Genomic DNA, 17,904 nt, shown 5'->3' with positions numbered 1-17,904 from the left:
GAACCCGACGTCACGATCCCCACGGAGTTGTTGTGCGAACCAGTAACACCCCCGGCGACACCACGGCGGCGGTCGCGGTCCATCCCACGCCGCTGGGTCCGCTCGTGCTGGCGGCGACGGCCGACGCCCTCGTGCTGTGCGTCTACGGCACCCCAGAGACCGCCGTCGCCCGCCTCACCGGCGCCGGGATGGACGCCGTCGAGGAGGAGCACGCGGACGCGGCGCGGCGCGCGGTGCTGGCGGAGACCCGGACCCAGCTCGACGCCTACCTCAGCGGCGCCCGCCGTGACTTCACCGTGCCGGTGGACCTGCGGCTCGCCACCCCCTTCAGCCGGCTGACCGTGTCGGCGCTGGACGAGTTCGTGCCGTACGGACGCACCGCGACCTACGGGCAGCTGGCCGCCGCGCTCGACCGGCCGCGGGCCGCCCGCGCGGTCGGCACCGCGCTCGGCGCCAACCCGCTCTGCGTCGTGCTGCCGTGCCACCGCATCGTCGGTTCCACCGGCAGCCTGGCCGGGTACGCGGGCGGTCTGGCGGCCAAGCAGTTCCTGCTCGGCCTGGAGTCCTGGCACGACGGCCTGACCGCAGTCGAGGCCCCGGCGGCCCCGCCCACCGGCCTGACGGCCCCCTGACCGGTGGGCGTCGGGAGATCCCCCGTCACCGGCGCCCACCACCTCTTCCCCGCACGACCGTCCGCCCCCGGAGAGCTGAGCGCGTGAACGCCTACGACACCCCGTCCCTGCCCGGGCTCGCAGAGCCGGCGGCCACCGACTGGCCGGCCCCGGAGACCGGCGGACTGCCCGCCCTGCGCCGGCTGGACTGGCCCGCCCTGGCCGCCGAGCTGGACGCGGAGGGCGTCGCGCTCACCCCGCCCCTGCTCTCCCCGGACGAGTGCGCCCGGCTGCGCGGCATGTTCGACGAAGCGGAGCTGTTCCGCAGCACGGTGACGATGGCGAGGCACCGGTTCGGCGAGGGCTCGTACCGCTACTTCGCCCACCCGCTGCCCGAACCGGTGGCCGCGCTGCGCCGGGAGCTGTACCCGCCGCTGGCCCGCATCGCCAACACCTGGGCCGCCCGGCTCGGCGAGCCGGAGTTCCCCGGCCGGCACGAGGAACTCGTCGCGGCCTGCGCCGCCGAGGGCCAGCACCGGCCGACCCCCTTGCTGCTGCGCTACGGGCAGGGCGGCTACAACTGCCTGCACCAGGACGTCTACGGCGACCTGACGTTCCCGCTCCAGGTGGCGGTGCTGCTGGACCGGCCCGACGAGGACTTCACCGGCGGCGAGAGCGTGTTCGTGGAGCAGCGGCCGCGCGCGCAGTCCCGGCCCCTGGTGCGGCGTCCGACGCAGGGGCAGGGGCTGATCTTCGCCGTGCACCACCGTCCGGTGCGCTCGGCGCGCGGCTGGAGCCGGGTCATGCTGCGGCACGGGGTGAGCGCCGTCACCGGCGGACAGCGCCACGTGCTGGGCGTGATCTTCCACGACGCCCGCTGAGGCCCCGCCCGGCGAGACCGTGTACGACCGCCGCACCGGCCCGGTTCTGCCGCCTGGCTCCAGTGAACCGGCAGTCTCCGCAACGCCGCTGGTCAGCGCCTCGTCATGTGCCCCTGGAACTGCCGCTCCGGCTCAAGTGCCGCTGGAGAAGCGCAACAACACCGTTACGTACGGTCGCTGTGCGACGGCAGGGAGCTTTCGGGACCTGCCTCGTACCACTGTCGATCCGGCGAGTCACCGTAAGGAGCAGTGGCACACATGCAGCACGTACAAGAGGCACGGGACACCCCGGCGGAGCGGGACGCCCGGCCGGAGAAGGGGACGCCGTCCAACGGCTCCTCCTACCGGCTGGGCGCGGCTCTGCTCCAGTCGCTCGCGCAGGAGATGAGCGCCCTCGCCGAGCAGGCGTCCGCGCTGTTGAGTACGCCCCCCGAGAAGCTGTCCCTGGACGCGGACGTCTTCGCGCAGATCGCCCGCAGGAACGTTCCACGCTGGCACTTCGCCATGCTCAACGACACCGGGCGCAACGATGCCCTGGTGGCCGCGCTGGAGCGGGGCATCCCGGCGGGGGCGACCGTGCTGGACATCGGCTCCGGCAGCGGACTGCTCGCCATGGCCGCGGCCCGCGCCGGTGCCGGCAAGGTGATCACGTGCGAGATGAACCCGCTGCTGGCGGAGATCGCCCGCAACGTCATCGACGCGCACGGCCTGTCCGACGTGATCACGGTGTTCGGCAAGCCGTCCACGGAGCTGGACGCCGAGCGCGACCTCGGCGGCCGGGTGGACGTCCTCGTCTCTGAGATCGTCGACTGCGGCCTCATCGGGGAGGGCCTGCTGCCCTCGGTGCGCCATGCCCGCGAGCACCTGCTGGCGCCGGACGGCATCATGCTGCCGTCGGCGGCCCGGCTGCACGGCAGGCTGGTCAGCAGTGAAGCGGTGCTGAAGCTCAACCAGGTCACCACGGCCGGCGGTTTCGACGTCTCGCTGATGAACACGGTCGCCACCCGCGGCCACTTCCCGGTACGGCTGGACACCTGGCCCCACCGGTACCTGTCCGAGACGGCACCGGTGCTGGACTTCGACCTGGCGCGCGACGCCCTGGAACCCGGCGAACGCACCCTCACGCTGCCCGCCACCGCCGACGGCGAGGCACAGGCCCTGGCGGTCTGGTTCGAGCTGGACATGGGCAACGGCGTCATCCTGTCCAACCCGCCGGACAACCCCGCCTCGCACTGGATGCAGGGCTGGGTGCCGCTGGAGAAGCCCGTACCGACGAAGGCCGGCGAGACGGTCTCCCTCCGGCTGCGCTGGAGCGACTTCACCCTCCGCGTGAGCCTCTGACACGGCCTCGGCCGGCGCCCGCGCGGCACCGGCGGCCGGACCTCATTCGATCAGGACCAGGGAGCAAGCGATGAGTCACGTCCCCGCGCACGTACCGTTCCAGCTGAGCGGCGCGGAGCTGCGCGACGCGGTGGTGCAGTACGCCACCGCCCCGATCTACCACGACAACATGGACTGGCTGAACCACGACAATCCGTACCGCCGGCAGCTCAGGCCGCAGGTCCTGCCGCATCTGGACTACGACAAGATACCGGGCCGCGAGAACATACTGGACTACTCCAGCCTGGCCGTGCAGCGCCTGCTGACCTCGATCTACGAGGCCGACCTCGTCTTCTTCCCGAAGGCCGGGCTGAAGGGCAAGGAGGAGGACTTCCGCGCCTTCTACAGCCCCGCCAACCGCGCCCTCGGCGAGCGGATCCGGCCGGCACTGGAGCGCTACGCCTTCGGGTTCCTCGACGACGAGGTGGAGACGTCCGGCAACTGGACCGCCGAGAGCCTCGACGCCTACCTGGACTCCCTCGACACCAGCGGCGGCCAGGAGCGCTCCCCGGCCGAGAAGGCCATCGCCGACTCCTCCGACCCGCAGCGGGCGGCCCGGATGTGGCTGGTGCAGTTCGCGCCGGACTTCCTCTCCGAGGCCTCGCCGATGATGCGCAACGTCCTCGGTTACTACGGCCCGGCCCAGTCCGAGTGGTTCAAGGTCGTCATCGACGAGTACGGCTACGGCGTCCACGACACCAAGCACAGCACCCTGTTCGAACGCACCCTGGAGTCGGTCGGCCTCGAGTCGGACCTGCACCGGTACTGGCAGTACTACCTCAACAGCAGCCTGCTGCTGAACAATTACTTCCACTACCTCGGCAAGAACCACGAGCTGTTCTTCCGTTACGTCGGGGCGCTCTACTACACGGAGTCCTCGCTGGTCGACTTCTGCCGCCGCGCCGACGAGCTGCTGCGCGAGGTCTTCGGCGACTCGGTGGACACCACGTACTTCACCGAGCACGTCCACATCGACCAGCACCACGGCCGGATGGCCCGCGAGAAGATCATCAAGCCGTTGGTGGAGGCCCACGGCGAGGGCATCATCCCGGAGATCGTGCGGGGCATCGAGGAGTACCGGGTGCTCCTGGACGTCTCCGACTCCGACTTCTCCCAGCAGATCGCCTGGATGGACGACCAGCCGGAGCTGAAGAAGCTGCACGACCCGGTCTTCGAGGGCCTGAAGCAGGGCAAGGTCGACGCGCCGGTGGCGCACATCGTCGAGCCCCGCGGCGAACTGTCCAACACGCACTGCCACGACGGCGACGAGCTGTGCCACATCGTCTCCGGCACCATGCGCTTCGAGAGCGGACTGGGCTCCTCGCTCACGCTGGAGGCCGGCGAGGGCGTGGTCATCCGGCGCAACCGACTGCACGGCGCCAACATCGAGTCGGACGAGTGCGTCTACGAGATCCACTCGGTGGGGGACTACCGCAAGTGCCTGTCGTGACCTTCTCCGCCACCGGGCGGGACAACTGCGTCGTCGTCGCCGGGACACCGTACGTCTACGCGACGGTCGGCGGCCGGGGCTTCGTGATGCGGGCCCAGTGCCCGCACCGCGGCGGCCCCCTGCACCTGGCCGACGTCGCCGAGGACGGTGTCCGGCTCGTCTGCCCGTGGCACGAGCGGAAGACCTCCGTGTCCCGGATGCGCGGGGAGATCCCCGCTGTCCGGACCGGCGGGCGGGTCACCGCGGTCTTCCCGGACCGCCCGCCCGCCCGGGGCTGGCCCGCCGACCCGTCGGCCTGCGGCGGCGTGAGCCTGGAGCACCGGCCGCTGGCCCCCGCGCTCACGCGTGGGCGCGTGGCGGCCGGCTGACCGCCGGCGACTGCAACGACCCGGGACCGGCCGGTGTTCTACAGACGGCCGGTACGCGCGCGCCGGAGGCCGGCAGGGCCCCCGGCGCGCGTGCCGGACCACGAACGACCAATGCGAGGAGAGCGGAACATGGGCAGGGACGGTGGCAAACCGTTGCTGCTGCTGATCGGCAGCAGCGCCCGGCGGAGCCGGGAATTCATCCTTCGGTCGGTGAGCCGGCGCTACGCGCTCTGGCTGCTCCAGCCGTCCCAGGTGACCTGGGAGGAGCCCTACGTCGTCGGCGGCACCCAGGTCGACAACACCCGCCCCGAACTCCTCGTCGAGGCCGCCCGCCAGGTGGCCGCCGAGCACGAGGTGGCCGGCGTCTTCTGCTACGACGAGGGCCTGGTCACCCCGGCGGCCCACGTGGCGCGGGCGCTCGGACTGCCCGGCAACTCCCCGGAGACGGTCATCGCCTGCCGGGACAAGAACGCCACCCGTACCGCGCTGGAGCGGGCCGGGGTCGCCCAGCCCGCCTCCATCGGCGTCCGCTCCCTGGAGGAGGCCCGGCAGGCGGCCGAGAAGATCGGCTTCCCGGTCGTCCTCAAGCCCCGCGGCCTGGCCGGCGGCATGGGCGTGCGCAGGGCCGACGGACCCGAGGACGTGGAGAGCGCCTACCGGGCGGCGTCCGGCGCCTCCTACCCGGGCGTTCCCGTCTTCGAGGTGTCGGTGCTCGTCGAGGAGTACGTCGACGGCCCCGAGATCAGCGTCGACGCCGTCTTCTTCGAGGGCGAGGGCACCCCGCTGGCGGTGGCCCGCAAGAAGGTGGGGCTCGCGCCCTTCTTCGAGGAGACCGGCCACGAGGTCGACGCCGCCGACCCGCTGCTGACCGACCCGGAGCTGCTCCGGGCGCTGCGGGACAGCCACGCCGCGCTGGGCTTCCGCACCGGCGTCAGCCACACCGAGTTCCGTCTCACCGCCGACGGTCCGCGCCTGATGGAGGTCAACGCCCGCCTCGGCGGCGACATGATCCCCTTCCTCGGCGAGCTGGCCACCGGCGTCGACGTCGCGCTGGCCGCGGCCGACGTCGCGGCCGGCCGGCGCCCGGAGACCACGGCGACCCGGCGGCGCGCCGCGGCGATCGCCTTCCTGTACCCCGAGCACGACACCGAGATCGAGTCGGTGACCGTGCACGAGGACCGGTTCACGCCCGAGGTGCACAGCGCGGACGTGATGGCCGACCCGGGTGCCGTGCTGCGGCTGCCGCCGCGCGGCTACATCTCCCGCTACGCCCGCGTCATCACCCTCGCGGACTCGGTGGAACAGGCCCGGGCGGCGCTGCTGCGGGCCCCCGAGATCGTCGAACTCACGGGCCGCCCGGTGGAGGAGTCCCCCTGATGAGCCCCGGAAAGACCCCGACCGAGCCCGGTGCGGCCGGCCGGCCGTCGATCGTGCAGACCCTGCGCGGCATCCCGGGCCCCATCTGGCTCGTACTCGTCGGCATGCTGGTCAACCGGCTCGGCAACTTCCTCCAGATCTACCTGGTCCTCTACCTCACCGCGAAGGGCTTCTCCGCGACCGAGGCGGGCCTGGCGCTCGGTGCCTACGGCGTCGGCTCGGTCGTCGGCGTGCTGGTGGGCGGCACCGCGTCCGACCGCATCGGCTACGCCTGGACCATCGTCGGCTCCATGGCGCTCGCCGGGCTCGGCACGCTGAGCCTGCCCCACCTGGACAGCCTGCCCCTGATCATCGCGGTGGCCGCGGTCATCGGACTCCTCGCGCAGATGTACCGGCCGGCCTCCTCGGCGCTGCTGGTGGAGCGCACCCCCGACGACCACCACGTGATGGTGTTCGCCGTCTACCGGATGGCGTTCAACCTGGGCACCACGGTCGGCCCGCTGCTCGGCGCGCTGCTGATCAGCCACTCGTACGACCTGATCTTCTACCTGGAGGCGACGGCCCAGCTGGTCTTCGCCGCCTTCGCCCTGGTCCTGGCGCGCTCCGGGGGCGGGGCCCGGCCGGCCGGACACGACGCGGACGGCCCCAGCCGGTCGTACGCCGCCGTGCTGCGGGACACCCGGTACACGGTGTTCCTGCTGGCGCTGTTCCTCAACGCCGTCGTCTACATCCAGCACACCTCCGCACTGCCGCTCCAGATCAAGGCCGACGGGCACGGGGTGACGTTCTACTCCAGCCTGCTGTCGCTGAACGCCATCATGGTCATCTCCCTGGAGCTGCTGTTCACCAAGTACGTGCAGCACCTGCCCGGCAGGGTCGCGGTGGCCCTGGGCGTCGGCCTGGTCGGCGTCGGCATGAACCTGTACGTGGCCGGCCCCAGCATGGCCATGTACGTCGTGGCGACCGTGGTGTGGACGTCCGGCGAGATGATCGGCACCCCGACCGCCTCGGCGTGGCCCGGCAAGGTCGCCCCCGAGCACCTGCGGGGCCGCTACATCGCCGCGGCCGCCTTCCCCATGCAGATCGGCTACGCGATCGGCCCGGTCCTCGGTGTCGCCGCCTGGCAGGCGTCCTCGTCCTCGGTGTGGTGGCTGTCCGGGCTGCTGACCGTGGGCGCCGTGGCCGCCGTCCTCTTCGGCATGGGCGAACGGCCCGCGGACGCCGACCCCGGCGCCACCGCCCCGGCCGACGGCACCGCCCCCGCCGACGACCCGGCCGGGCGGACCGGACCGGTCGCCGCCGACACCCCCTGACCCGCCCGCGTCCCACCCCGTCCCACCCCTCAGAACGTGCCGTGCGTTCCGGCACCCTGAACCCCGGAAGTGAGCGAGCTGCGCATGGCGTACGCAGATGGCATCGAGAAGTTCGTGGAGACCGTGAACGGCGCGCTGCCGCCCGACTTCTACACCTACCCCGTCGACCGGCAGCGCGCCCTGTACGACGGGCTGACCGAGGTCCTCCCCATCCCCGTCCCCGACGGTGTCCGGCACCGGGACGAGACCGTCGTCCACGAGGGCCGCACCGCCCGGATCCGCATATACGAGCCGGCCGAACGCGCCGGCGACGCCGTGCTCTTCTACATCCGCGGCGGCGGCTTCGTCATCGGCTCGCTGCACAGCCACCACAGCCTGGTCGCCGAACTGGCCGACCGCACCGGCCTGGTGACCGTGGCGCTGGACTTCGGCATGGCACCGGAGAACCCCTTCCCCGGCCCGCTGGAGGACTGCTACGCCGGCCTCCGCGGCACCCTCGCCGACCTGCCCGGGCTCGGACTGGACGGCCTCGACCCGGACTCCGCGGTCATCTGCGGCGAGAGCTCCGGGGCGAACATGGCCGTGGTGCTGTCGATGATCGCCCGCGACCGCGGCGGCCCCCGGCTGCGCGGCCAGGCGGTCATCAGCCCGGTCCTGGACTTCACCCGCTGGCGGCACGGCGGCGAGGACGCCCCGTTGCTCTCCGGCGGCGAGATGGAGTTCTACACCGCCTGCTACTGCCCGGACCCGGAACAGGCCACCGACCCCTACGTGTCGCCGCTGCTCGGCGCCTCCTTCCACGACCTGCCGCCGGCCTACGTCGTCGGCTGCGAGATGGACTCGCTGTGCGTGGACGCGGAGAAGTACACCGCGCTGCTCCGGGAGAACGGCACGCCCGTGACCTTCGTACGCGAGGAGGGCATGGTGCACGCCCCGGTGCGTGCCCGGCGGGTCAGCGAGCCCGCGGCCGACTTCTTCGCCCGGTACTGCGCCGCCGTCTCCGCCCTGGCGGCGAAGGAGAGCCCCGATGGCCGGCACTGACCCGCTGACCGCGCCGGGGGACGGCCCCTGCGTGATCGTCGACCCGTACTCCTCGGGCGCCCTGTTCGCGCAGGCGCTGCGCGAACAGGGCGTCCCGGTCGCGGCGGTGGTGAGCAGCCCGCAGCCGCCCGAGGCGTTCGCCTCCTCCTACCGGCCGCAGGACTTCCCCGACGTCATCGTGTACGACGGAGCCACCGGCGATCTGGACGACGTCGTGCGGCGGGTGCTGGCACTGGAGCCGCGCTGCGTCATCGCCGGCTGCGAGTCCGGCGTCGAACTGGCCGAGCGGCTCGCCCCCCGGGTGCTGCCCGGACTGAGCAACGTGCCCGAACTGGCCGAGGCCCGCCGCGACAAGAGCCGCATGGCCGACGCCGTACGGGCGGCCGGGCTGCCGGTCATCCCGCAGCTGTGCACCTCCGACGTCGAGGAGGCGGCGGCCTGGCTGGAACGCGAGGGACTGGCCGGCGCCGACCTCGTCATCAAGCCGCCGAAGAGCGCCAGCACGGACGGCGTCGTCAAGGTGCCGGGCGGCACCGACTGGCGGGCCGTGTTCGAGCGGCAGCTCGGCCGGGTCAACCAGTTCGGCGAGGTCGACGACCGGCTGTTGGTGCAGAAGTTCGTCACCGGCACCGAGTACGTGGTGGACACCTTCAGCCACGACGGCAAGCACTCCCTCGTCGACGTCTGCGCCTACGGCAAGGTCGACAACGGCCCGCACATGGCCGTCTACGACACCATGCGGTGGCTGCCGCCGGACGACCCCGCCGTGGCGGTCCTGGGCGAGTACGTCTCCGGTGTGCTGGACGCGGTGGGTGTCCGCTTCGGCTCCGCCCACGTCGAGGTGATGGGCACCGCCGACGGGCCCGTCCTGATCGAGCTGGGCGCCCGCCCGCACGGCGGCGGCCAGCCGCGGTTCAACCGCAACGCCACCGGCGACAGCCAGATCGACCGGACGGTGCGCTGGCTGACCGGCGGCGAACTGCCGCAGAGCTACGAACTTCTCACCCACCAGATGTGCGTCTTCCACATGGCCCGCCGTTCCGGGACGGTGCGCGACACCGCCGTCCTGGACGAGATCCGGACACTGGCGAGCCACCACTTCTCGGTGCAGAACCTGTCCGACGGGGACCACGTGCCCGTCACCCGGGACCTCGTGGACAGCCTCAACTTCGGGTTCGTCATCCTCGCCCACCCGGACGAGGAGCAGATCGCACGGGATTACCGGACGATCCGCGACCTGGAACAGCGGTTGGTCATCGGAGAGTCGTGATCGACGCGCTCGCGTTCCTGGCCAGTTCCCTGGTGGTGATCATGGCGCCGGGTCCCGACCTGGCCCTGATCACCCGCCTGGTGCTGGCGGGCTCGCCGCGCACGGCGGCGCCCGCCGCGTTCGGGATGATGGCGGCGGGCGCCGCTCAGGCGGCGCTGGGCGCCCTGGGGCTGGCCGCGCTGCTCGCCGCGCGGCCCGACCTGTTCACCGCCTTCCGCTGGGCGGGCGCCGCCGTCCTGCTCGTCTGGGCCTACCGGGCCCTGCGCGCCGCCCTGCGCCCGCCGGGGCCCGCGGCCCCCGACGGCGGGGAGCCGACAGCGCCGGCCGAGCCCCCGCACGGCAGGCGCCGGGCCTTCGCCCTCGGCCTGCTGTGCACCGGCTCCAACCCGAAGGTCGGCATCTTCCTGATGGCGTTCCTGCCGCAGTTCGTGCCGGCCGGGATGGACCCGACCGCCGGGGTGGTGATCCTGGCCTGCTGCTACCTCGCCCTGGTCCTCGCATGGCTGCTGACCTGGATGCGGCTGGTGCACCGGCTCGCCCGGCACCTGACCTCCGCGTCGGCCCAGCGCCTGACCAACGGGCTCACCGCCGCCGTCTTCGGCGTGTTCGCGGTGCGCCTGGCCCTCGGCGGATGACCGCTCCCCGCCGGACCGCGGCCGGTCGGCGCCGGGCGGCGCCGGTCCGCTCAGACCGTCCGGAAACGTTCCTCCTCCTGGTCGAGCAGCGCCTGCGCGTACCGCAGCAGCGGGGCGGACATGCTGAACCGGCCGGGCGCGTGCTCACGCAGCAGACTGGCGTCCACCAGGCGGTACAGGGTCCACCTGGTCTCCGCCGGCGTCATGCCGGCCGCGTCGGCCAGGGAGTACGCGGTGATGCTGTTGCCCTCGGTCCCGCCGAGCTGCCGGAAGACCCGGCGCTCCGCCTCCGGGAGCGCCGTGTAGGACAGCTCGAAGGCCGTCTGGACGGACAGCAGCAGGTCCCCGGGGAGGGGCGGCCGCCGGAAGATCCCGGCGTCCTGGAGCTCCACGTAGTACTGGGCGATGCTCAGGCCGCGGTGCTGCGCGAGGCGCGTGGCGAGGATCCTCAGCATCAGCGGCAGCCCGCCGCAGTACCGGCCCACGGCCATCGCGGCCAGCGCCTCCGCCCCGACCCGTTCCGGACCCAGCAGCCGGCCGAGCAGTGCCAGCACGTCCTCGTCGTCGAGCGCGTCCACGAAGACCCGCCGGACGCCGTCCCTGGCCACCAGGCCGGGCAGCTGGTTGCGGCTGGTGACGAGCACGGCGCAGCCGGCGTCGCCGGGGATCAGGGGCCGTATCTGGTCCTCGTCGCGGGCGTTGTCCAGGACCACCAGCACCCGTCTGCCGGACAGCCGGGTGCGGAACAGGTTGGCCGCCTCGTCCAGCGTGTCCGGGATGCCGTCGTCCGGGACGCCGAGGGCGCGCAGGAACGAGGCCAGCGCCTCCAGGGCGTCCAGCGGGCCCCGGCGCGCGTGGCCGTGCAGGTCGATGTAGAGCTGTCCGTCCGGGAAGCGGTCCAGGGCCCGGTGCGCCCAGCGCAGCGCCAGTGCCGTCTTGCCCACGCCGGGCGGTCCGGTGATCAGCGCGGCCGGCACCTGCCCGTCCCGTTCGCCGGCGGCGAGGAAGAGCTGGTCCAGCTCCCGGAGCTGGTCGGCGCGGCCGACGAAGTGCCGGGTCCTGGCCGGCAGTTGCGACGGCCTGGCCTCCGGCGGCGGGTGCGGGGCCGCCGGCCCGGTGTGCGGCGGGGCGTCCGCCGGCTGCCGGGTCAGCAGCCCGTTCCTGGGCCAGGTCAGCTCCTGCTGGAGGACCCGCAGCTGGGCCTGGCGCATCTCCGGCCCGGGCTGGAGGCCGAGTTCGCTGTCCAGGCGCTGGGTGACGTCGGAGAACACCCGCAGCGCCTCGTACTGTTCGCCGCAGCTGGCCAGGGCCAGCATGAGCCGTGCCTGGAGCCCCTCGTGCAGCGGTTCCTCGGCGGCGGCGGCCCGCAGCGCCGGCACCACCTGCTCGGGCTGCCGGAAACGCAGGGCGAGGTCCGCGTACAGCAGGAGGTTCTCGATGCGCAGGCGGACCGCGGCGGTGGCCGCCGGGTGCAGGGCGAGCAGGGGCTCGTCCGCCAGGATGGGGCCGCGCCAGCAGTGGTGGGCGAGCGAGGCGAACTCGTACGCGGCCCTGGTCTCCCCGGCGGCGTGGGCCTGCCGGGCCTTCTCCGCCAGGCCCCGGAACCGGGTCAGGTCGACCTGGTCGCGACCCAGGGACAGCGCGTAGCCGGTCGGGGTGCGGACCAGGCAGGAGGGGGTCTGGGCGGCGGGGCCGGGCTCCGGGGAGCGCAGCAGACCGCGCGCCTGGCTCACGTAGGTGTGGATGAGGTTCTGGTAGGAGCGCGGCTGCTCCTTCGGCCAGAGGGTGCTGCCTATTTCGTCCAGTCCGGCCGGCTGGGGATGGCAGAGCGCCAGCAGCGACAATAAGCGCCGCAGTTTGAATGCGCGCACCTCACTGACGACACCGTCGCGTTCGATGGTCAGGGCGCCGAGAATACCGATGCGCAGGCCCGCTCTGTCCTGATCCGCGGGTTTCCGCATATGGGTCATGGAACGCCGCAGATCGCCGACGTCCAGTCCGAGGACGGCCGCCAGGCTGCGCAGGGTCCGCTCCTGGGGCTGTTCCACCCGGCCGCTCTCGATGTCCCGCACGGTGCGCACGCCGACCCCGGCCAACTCCGCGAACTGACGCTGCGTCAGGCCCGTGCGCTGCCGGAAGAGGCGGATCCGGGTGGCGAAGGGGAGCGGCTCTGCCGGATGGAGGCGATGGCTCGTGGCCGTTCCGGCGCTTCGAAGGTTCGACATGGTCCCCCCGCCGCCGAGTGATGACTCGGCTCGTGATCAGAATGTCCCCGGGTGATCTCGGCTTTTTGATCTCTGATCCCCGGCACCGCTCGATCGGGAATGATCGTAGATCGAGTGGCTGGATACCGCAATTGACACTCTGGTGAACGGTTCGGAGCCCCGTAAAAGTCCCCGCGGGCGCGGCGGCATTCAGGTCACGTATTCTTGTCCGAAAAGGAAGTTGACGGGCACCCCGGGGACCGTACTCCGGGATGCCCGTCCGTCGGCCGGCCCTCAGTGGCCCGCGAGGGGGTTCTTCAGGGAGCCGGCCAGCTGGAGCGCGCCGGAGGGGTCGGCGAGGTCCACCATCTGCCGGTTGTCGCGCAGCTGGAGCCGGTTGAGACAGGACAGCGGGAACTCGGCCGCGAAGATGTCGTACTGGCCGAACTTGTCCGCCAGCCCGGGATTGGCGTCCCTGTACTCGCGGGTCACCTCGGCGACCGTCCGCCAGAAACCGTCCTCCGTCAGGATGCCCTCGTCGGCCAGGACGGCGGCGAGGAAGCGGAAGAAGCAGTCGAAGACGTCCGTGAAGATCGACAGCAGTTTCATGTCGTCCGGCACGTCGACGCGGATGCGCCGCACCTCCGGCGGGAGGGCCGCGTCCGGGTCCATGACGGCGATCTCCTCGGCGATGTCCTTGTAGATCGCGCGCCGCACGACACCGTCCTCGAGCACCAGGACGGTGTTCTCGCCGTGCGGCATGAACACCAGGTCGTAGGCGTAGAAGCAGTGCAGCAGCGGGGTGTAGTAGGCCCGCAGGTAGTGCCGCAGCCAGGCGGTGGGCTCCAGGCCGGAGCGCTCGATCAGCGCGCCGGCGAAGGAGGCGCCCCGGTGGTCGACGTGCAGCAGCGAGGCCATCGTGGCGAGGGACTCGCCGTCCCGCAGCGAGGGCACCGGGCTCTCCCGCCACAGCGCGGCCAGCATCTTGCGGTAGGGCGAGTGCCGGTCGGTGGCCCGCTCGTACTCCAGGTGCCGGTAGCCGACGGCCGCCCGCTCCCGGATGATCGTCAGCCCCGTGGACCTCAGCACCGGGTCGTCCGCGATCAGCCGGGCCAGCCAGTCGTTGATGGCCGGGGTCGCCTCCATGTAGGCGGCCGACAGGCCCCGCATGAAGCCCATGTTCAGCACCGACAGGGCGGTCTTCACATAGTGCTTGCGCGGGTCGCTCGCGTTGAAGAATGTCCGGATCGACTGCTGCGCCAGGTACTCGTCGTCGCCCTCGCCGAGGCAGACCAGGTGACCGCGGGCCACCTCGGCGGCGAAGGTGACGCTGAGCTTGTTCCACCACTGCCAGGGGTGGACCGGGATGAACAGGTAGTCGGCGGGGTCGAGGCCGCGGCCGGTGAGGACGGCGTGGAAGCGGCGCACCGCCGGCTCGCCCAGCTCATCGCGCAGGAACGACTCGTAGGCGATCCCGGTGCCCGCCGTGAACGCGGCCCGCGAGCGGTGCGCGGCCAGCCAAACCAGCCGGACCGGACCGGCCGTCTCCGGGGCGTACGCCAGGTACTCGTGGATGCCGAACCCGAGCCGTCCGTTGTTCGCGACGAAGCAGGGGTGACCCTCGGTCATCCCGCTCTCGACGGCCTGGAACCCGCCGCTCGCCAGCTCGGCGGAGGTCACCGGCGGTTTGGCCAGTTTGTAGCAGGTGCTGGAGAGGGTGGAGGAGATCTCCTCCAGGTAGACCGGCAGGATCTCGTCACTGAGGCCCAGGGAGCCGCGGAACTCCAGGAAGAAGTCGAGGGCGTCCGGCGGCAGGGGGGCGCCGTCGCGGTGCCGGGTGACGGAGCCGGCGTCGACCTGCCAGTGGTCCAGGGCCCGCCGTACGGCGGTGAACCGGTAGGTGGTGAGCCCGTCGTCGCTGCGGACGGTGTAGGCGTCGCCGTCGGGTTCGGGCGTGAGCAGCCGCTCGTGCGCGAACTCGGCGAGCGCCTTGCGGACCAGCAGCCGGTTGGCGGTCTCCCAGCGTTCGGGGGAGAGGTGGTTCACGGCGTCGGTGAGGTTCATGCGGCCACCGCCCGCTCGAACGCCTCGCGGGTGCAGAAGCTCAGCAGGGCCGTCTTCTCCGGCTTCCGTATCTCCCGCTCGGGGACGAAGCCGACGGCCTCGTTCAGGGCGTGCACGGCCGTGTTGCGGACGTCCGGCTCGACGACGACGCGTGCCACCGCCGGGTCGGCGAACAGGCGGGCCAGCACGGCGGTGATGACGGACCGGGTGAACCCGTGCACCGGCGTGTCGGTCGCCGGCACCAGGAAGTGCATGCCGACGTCGCCGGGCCGGGCCTCGTAGAGTCCGGTCAGCTCCCGGTGCGCGGGGTCGTACCACTCCATGAGGAAGGCGGGGACGCCGTCGTGCAGCCCGAGCAGGGCGTGATGGTGTTCGTCCGCCGCGATCTCCGCGTAGGCGCGCTCGACGTCCGCCGGGCGGGCGTCCCGCATCATCCAGAAGACCGCCTTGGGGTGGGTGACCCAGGAGTGCAGCAGTTCCGCGTCGTTCGGGGGGTCGACGGGACGGAAGGTGAAGGTCATACGGCGAACTCCTGGAAGGCGATGGTCTTCTCGACCGGGTAGTACTCCGTGCCGAGCAGCTCACGGATGATGTACGCGTTCCGGTACGCGCCCATGCCCAGGTCGGGGCTGGTGATGCTGTGCGTGTGGACGCCGGCGTTCTGGAGGAAGACGCCCCGGCCGGTGTGGTCGATGCTGTAGTTGCGGGCGATGTCGAAGTTGCCCCGGCTGTCGTAGCGCAGCCGGTCGCGGACGGGCCGCAGGAACCCCGGTTCGGCGTACCGGTAGCCGGTGGCCAGGATCAGGCCCTCGCTGGTCAGCTCGAAGTCCTTCTCCTGCTCCACCTGGCGCAGCCCGAGGACGTACGTGCCGTTCTCGTACCGGGCGCTGGTCAGCGCGGAGTTGGTGAGCAGCCGGGTGGGGACCGGGCCGCCGAGGCTCTTGCGGTAGAGCAGGTCGAAGATCTCGTCGACCAGGTCGCCGTCGATGCCCTTGAACAGACCCTTGTGGGCGTCGGTGAGGCGGTAGCGGGTGGCCTCGGGCAGGGCGTGGAAGTAGTCGACGTACTCCGGGCTGGTCATCTCCAGCGTGAGCTTGGTGTATTCGAGCGGGAAGAAGCGGGGCGAGCGGGTGACCCAGTTCAGCCGGTAGCCGTGCACGTCGATCTCGCCGAGCAGGTCCTGGTAGATCTCGGCCGCCGACTGGCCGCTGCCGACCAGCGTGATGGACCTCTTGCGCTGGAGTTCCGCCTTGTGGTGCAGGTAGCGCGAGTTGTGGATGAAGTCGCCGCCCAGGTCCCGGCAGGCGTCCGGGATGTGCGGCGGGGTGCCGGTGCCGAGGACCAGGTGCCGGGCGCGGTAGGTGTCGCCGGCCTCGGTGCGCACGGCGTACGTCCCGTCCTCGTCCTCGTACGTCACCTCGGTGACCGTCGTGCCGAAGCGGACGCTGCTCAGCCGGTTCGCCGCCCAGCGGCAGTAGTCGTCGTACTCGACGCGCAGCGGGTAGAAGTTCTCGCGGATGTAGAACGAGTAGAGCCGGCCCTTCTCCTTCAGGTAGTTGAGGAAGGAGAAGGGCGAGGTCGGGTCGGCCAGGGTGACCAGATCGGACATGAACGGGGTCTGGAGGTGGGCGCCGTCCAGGAACATGCCGGCGTGCCACTCGAAGTCGGGCTTGGACTCCAGGAAGACGCCGTCCAGCGCGGCGATCGGCTCGGTGAGACAGGCGAGGCCGAGGTTGAAGGGACCGAGCCCGATCGCCACGAAGTCGTGGGTGCGGCGGGCTTCAGGACGCGCGGTCAAGAGACTCTCCCAGGTACTGCTCGGCGTGGCCGGCGATCAGGTCGAGGACGGCGGAGATGTCGGCCACCGTGGTCTCGGGGTTGAGCAGGGTGAACTTCAGGTAGTGGCGGCCGCCCACCTCGGTGCCCGCGACCACGGCGTCACCGGAGGCGAACAGGGCCTTGCGGGCGTACAGGTTGGCCCGGTCGGTGGTGGCCGGGTCGGTGATGCCGGCCGGGACGTAGCGGAAGACGAGGGTGGACAGGGTGGGTTCGACGACGACCTCGTAGCGCGGGTCGGCGGCGAGCAGCCGGTGGCCCTCCCGCGCCAGGTCGCAGACCTCGTCGAAGAGCTGTCCGATGCCGTCGGCGCCCATGGTGCGCAGGGTGAGCCACAGCTTCAGGGCGTCGAAGCGACGGGTGGTCTGGAGCGATTTGTCGACCTGGTTGGGGATACGTTCCTGCACCATGCGGAGCGGGTTGAGGTACTCCGCGTGGTAGGTGGCGTGCCGCAGGGTGGCCGCGTCCCGCACCAGCAGCGCCGAGGAACTCACCGGCTGGAAGAAGGACTTGTGGAAGTCGACGGTGACCGAGTCGGCGTGCTCGATGCCGGCGAGCCGGTCCCGATACCTCAGCGAGGCGAGCAGCCCGCAGCCGTAGGCGGCGTCCACGTGCAGCCAGACGCCGTACTGGGCGCACAGCCCGGCGATCTCCGGCAGCGGGTCGATGGAGCCGAAGTCGGTGGTGCCGGCGGTGGCGACGACGGCCATGGGGACCAGGCCGTCCCTCGCGCAGCGTTCCAGCTCGCGCGCGAGCGCCACGGTCCGCATGCGCTTGTCGTGGTCGACGGGGATCGTGACGACGGCGTCCGGACCGAGGCCGAGGAGTTTGGCGGACTTGCGGACGCTGAAGTGGCTCGCCTCGGAGGCGAGGACGCGCAGTCTCGCCGGGTCGTCCGTCTTGGCCTCCTCGCGGGCCAGCAGCAGCGCCTGGAGGTTGGACTGGGTGCCGCCGGAGGTGAACACGCCGTCGGCGGCCGGGCCGAGGCCGGCACGGTCGGCCGTCCAGTCGACGAGCCTGCGCTCGATGAGGGTGCCGCCGGCCGACTGGTCCCAGGTGTCCAGGGAGGAGTTGACCGCGGCGAGCACGGCCTCGCCGAGCACCGCCGGGATGACGACGGGGCAGTTCAGGTGGGCGAGGTAGCGGGGGTGGTGGAAGTAGACCGCGTCCCTCAGGTAGACGTCCTCCAGTTCGTCCAGGGCGGCGGAGGTGTCACCGAGGGGGCGGTCCAGGTCGATCGCGTCGACGCGGGGCGCGAGCGCGTCCACGGTGACGCCGGTGAACGGACGTTCGGTGGTGGCGAGTTTGGCCGCCACCCGCTCGACTCCTTCGGTCACGGAGCGGCGGTAGTGCTCCGCGGTGAGGCCATTGAGCAGGTGCGAGCGCATGCGGGGGTCCTCCGAGGGGACGGTCCGTCGGGATCAACTTAGGTTAGCCTAACCTAAATTCTTCCTCCTGGGGTGCACCTCCGCGG

15 protein-coding genes are annotated in these 17,904 nt (G+C 71.9%); 10 read left to right on the top strand and 5 right to left on the bottom strand.

Annotated features, from left to right (window positions below; all coding sequences use genetic code 11):
• The first annotated feature begins 32 nt into the window (after positions 1–32).
• The 10 genes from ACIQVT_RS34200 (at position 33) to ACIQVT_RS34155 (ending at position 10,326) form a co-directional block, all read left to right on the top strand.
• The gene (locus ACIQVT_RS34200; protein WP_403763470.1) at positions 33–632 is read left to right on the top strand and encodes a methylated-DNA--[protein]-cysteine S-methyltransferase; all 600 of its coding nucleotides are present in this window, start codon (positions 33–35) and stop codon (positions 630–632) included.
• An 83-nt stretch (positions 633–715) separates the two neighbouring features.
• Entirely contained in the window at positions 716–1,492 is a 777-nt protein-coding gene (locus ACIQVT_RS34195; RefSeq protein ID WP_403763467.1) for a 2OG-Fe(II) oxygenase, read from the top strand.
• A gap of 258 nt (positions 1,493–1,750) precedes the next feature.
• Positions 1,751–2,833, top strand: coding sequence for a 50S ribosomal protein L11 methyltransferase (locus tag ACIQVT_RS34190; protein ID WP_403763463.1), 1,083 nt, complete (start codon positions 1,751–1,753; stop codon positions 2,831–2,833).
• Between the two features lie 70 nt (positions 2,834–2,903).
• The gene (locus ACIQVT_RS34185; RefSeq protein ID WP_403763460.1) at positions 2,904–4,322 is read left to right on the top strand and encodes an iron-containing redox enzyme family protein; all 1,419 of its coding nucleotides are present in this window, start codon (positions 2,904–2,906) and stop codon (positions 4,320–4,322) included.
• Entirely contained in the window at positions 4,310–4,690 is a 381-nt protein-coding gene (locus ACIQVT_RS34180; RefSeq protein ID WP_403763457.1) for a Rieske 2Fe-2S domain-containing protein, read from the top strand. Before ACIQVT_RS34185 ends, ACIQVT_RS34180 begins: the two co-directional genes overlap by 13 nt.
• Positions 4,691–4,819: 129 nt before the next feature.
• The gene (locus ACIQVT_RS34175) at positions 4,820–6,067 is read left to right on the top strand and encodes an ATP-grasp domain-containing protein (RefSeq protein ID WP_403763455.1); all 1,248 of its coding nucleotides are present in this window, start codon (positions 4,820–4,822) and stop codon (positions 6,065–6,067) included.
• A complete protein-coding gene (locus ACIQVT_RS34170; RefSeq protein ID WP_403763452.1) occupies positions 6,067–7,380 on the top strand; it encodes an MFS transporter in 1,314 nt (437 codons plus the stop codon). Before ACIQVT_RS34175 ends, ACIQVT_RS34170 begins: the two co-directional genes overlap by 1 nt.
• An 84-nt stretch (positions 7,381–7,464) precedes the next feature.
• On the top strand, positions 7,465–8,421 hold the full coding sequence (locus tag ACIQVT_RS34165; protein WP_403763449.1) for an alpha/beta hydrolase: 957 nt from the start codon (positions 7,465–7,467) through the stop codon (positions 8,419–8,421).
• A complete protein-coding gene (locus tag ACIQVT_RS34160) occupies positions 8,408–9,691 on the top strand; it encodes an ATP-grasp domain-containing protein (protein WP_403763446.1) in 1,284 nt (427 codons plus the stop codon). Before ACIQVT_RS34165 ends, ACIQVT_RS34160 begins: the two co-directional genes overlap by 14 nt.
• Positions 9,688–10,326, top strand: a complete 639-nt coding sequence (locus ACIQVT_RS34155; protein WP_403763443.1) for a LysE family translocator — start codon at positions 9,688–9,690, stop codon at positions 10,324–10,326. The genes ACIQVT_RS34160 and ACIQVT_RS34155 overlap by 4 nt, the downstream gene beginning before the upstream one ends.
• Positions 10,327–10,376: 50 nt before the next feature.
• Here the strand turns inward: ACIQVT_RS34155 and ACIQVT_RS34150 are convergent, their stop codons facing one another.
• From ACIQVT_RS34150 to desA, 5 genes are all read right to left on the bottom strand, one after another.
• The gene (locus ACIQVT_RS34150) at positions 10,377–12,551 is read right to left on the bottom strand and encodes a BTAD domain-containing putative transcriptional regulator (protein ID WP_403763440.1); all 2,175 of its coding nucleotides are present in this window, start codon (positions 12,549–12,551) and stop codon (positions 10,377–10,379) included.
• Positions 12,552–12,824: 273 nt separating this feature from the next.
• Complete coding sequence (locus ACIQVT_RS34145; RefSeq protein ID WP_403763437.1) at positions 12,825–14,594, bottom strand: IucA/IucC family protein; 1,770 nt, start codon at positions 14,592–14,594, stop codon at positions 12,825–12,827.
• Positions 14,591–15,115: a GNAT family N-acetyltransferase gene (locus ACIQVT_RS34140; RefSeq protein ID WP_403763434.1), complete on the bottom strand. Its 525-nt coding sequence runs from the start codon at positions 15,113–15,115 to the stop codon at positions 14,591–14,593. The genes ACIQVT_RS34145 and ACIQVT_RS34140 overlap by 4 nt, the downstream gene beginning before the upstream one ends.
• Positions 15,112–16,392 carry a lysine N(6)-hydroxylase/L-ornithine N(5)-oxygenase family protein gene (locus tag ACIQVT_RS34135; protein ID WP_403763431.1) on the bottom strand — a complete coding sequence of 427 codons (1,281 nt, stop codon included), beginning with the start codon at positions 16,390–16,392 and terminating at the stop codon, positions 15,112–15,114. The genes ACIQVT_RS34140 and ACIQVT_RS34135 overlap by 4 nt, the downstream gene beginning before the upstream one ends.
• Positions 16,376–17,818 carry a lysine decarboxylase DesA gene (desA, locus tag ACIQVT_RS34130; RefSeq protein ID WP_403763428.1) on the bottom strand — a complete coding sequence of 481 codons (1,443 nt, stop codon included), beginning with the start codon at positions 17,816–17,818 and terminating at the stop codon, positions 16,376–16,378. Before desA ends, ACIQVT_RS34135 begins: the two co-directional genes overlap by 17 nt.
• Positions 17,819–17,904 lie beyond the last annotated feature (86 nt).

Origin of the sequence: Streptomyces sp. NPDC100445, from assembly GCF_044759735.1 — a bacterium.
Lineage (GTDB): Bacteria > Actinomycetota > Actinomycetes > Streptomycetales > Streptomycetaceae > Streptomyces.
This window is presented reverse-complemented; position numbering and strand designations above follow the sequence as displayed.

Coding starts and splice junctions, on each gene's coding strand:
- ACIQVT_RS34190 (WP_403763463.1), top strand. CDS start 1,751: ATGCAGCACGTACAAGAGGCACGGGACACCCCGGCGGAGCGGGACGCC.
- ACIQVT_RS34185 (WP_403763460.1), top strand. CDS start 2,904: ATGAGTCACGTCCCCGCGCACGTACCGTTCCAGCTGAGCGGCGCGGAG.
- ACIQVT_RS34175 (WP_403763455.1), top strand. CDS start 4,820: ATGGGCAGGGACGGTGGCAAACCGTTGCTGCTGCTGATCGGCAGCAGC.
- ACIQVT_RS34170 (WP_403763452.1), top strand. CDS start 6,067: ATGAGCCCCGGAAAGACCCCGACCGAGCCCGGTGCGGCCGGCCGGCCG.
- ACIQVT_RS34165 (WP_403763449.1), top strand. CDS start 7,465: ATGGCGTACGCAGATGGCATCGAGAAGTTCGTGGAGACCGTGAACGGC.
- ACIQVT_RS34160 (WP_403763446.1), top strand. CDS start 8,408: ATGGCCGGCACTGACCCGCTGACCGCGCCGGGGGACGGCCCCTGCGTG.
- ACIQVT_RS34150 (WP_403763440.1), bottom strand. CDS start 12,551: ATGTCGAACCTTCGAAGCGCCGGAACGGCCACGAGCCATCGCCTCCAT.
- ACIQVT_RS34145 (WP_403763437.1), bottom strand. CDS start 14,594: ATGAACCTCACCGACGCCGTGAACCACCTCTCCCCCGAACGCTGGGAG.
- ACIQVT_RS34140 (WP_403763434.1), bottom strand. CDS start 15,115: ATGACCTTCACCTTCCGTCCCGTCGACCCCCCGAACGACGCGGAACTG.
- desA (WP_403763428.1), bottom strand. CDS start 17,818: ATGCGCTCGCACCTGCTCAATGGCCTCACCGCGGAGCACTACCGCCGC.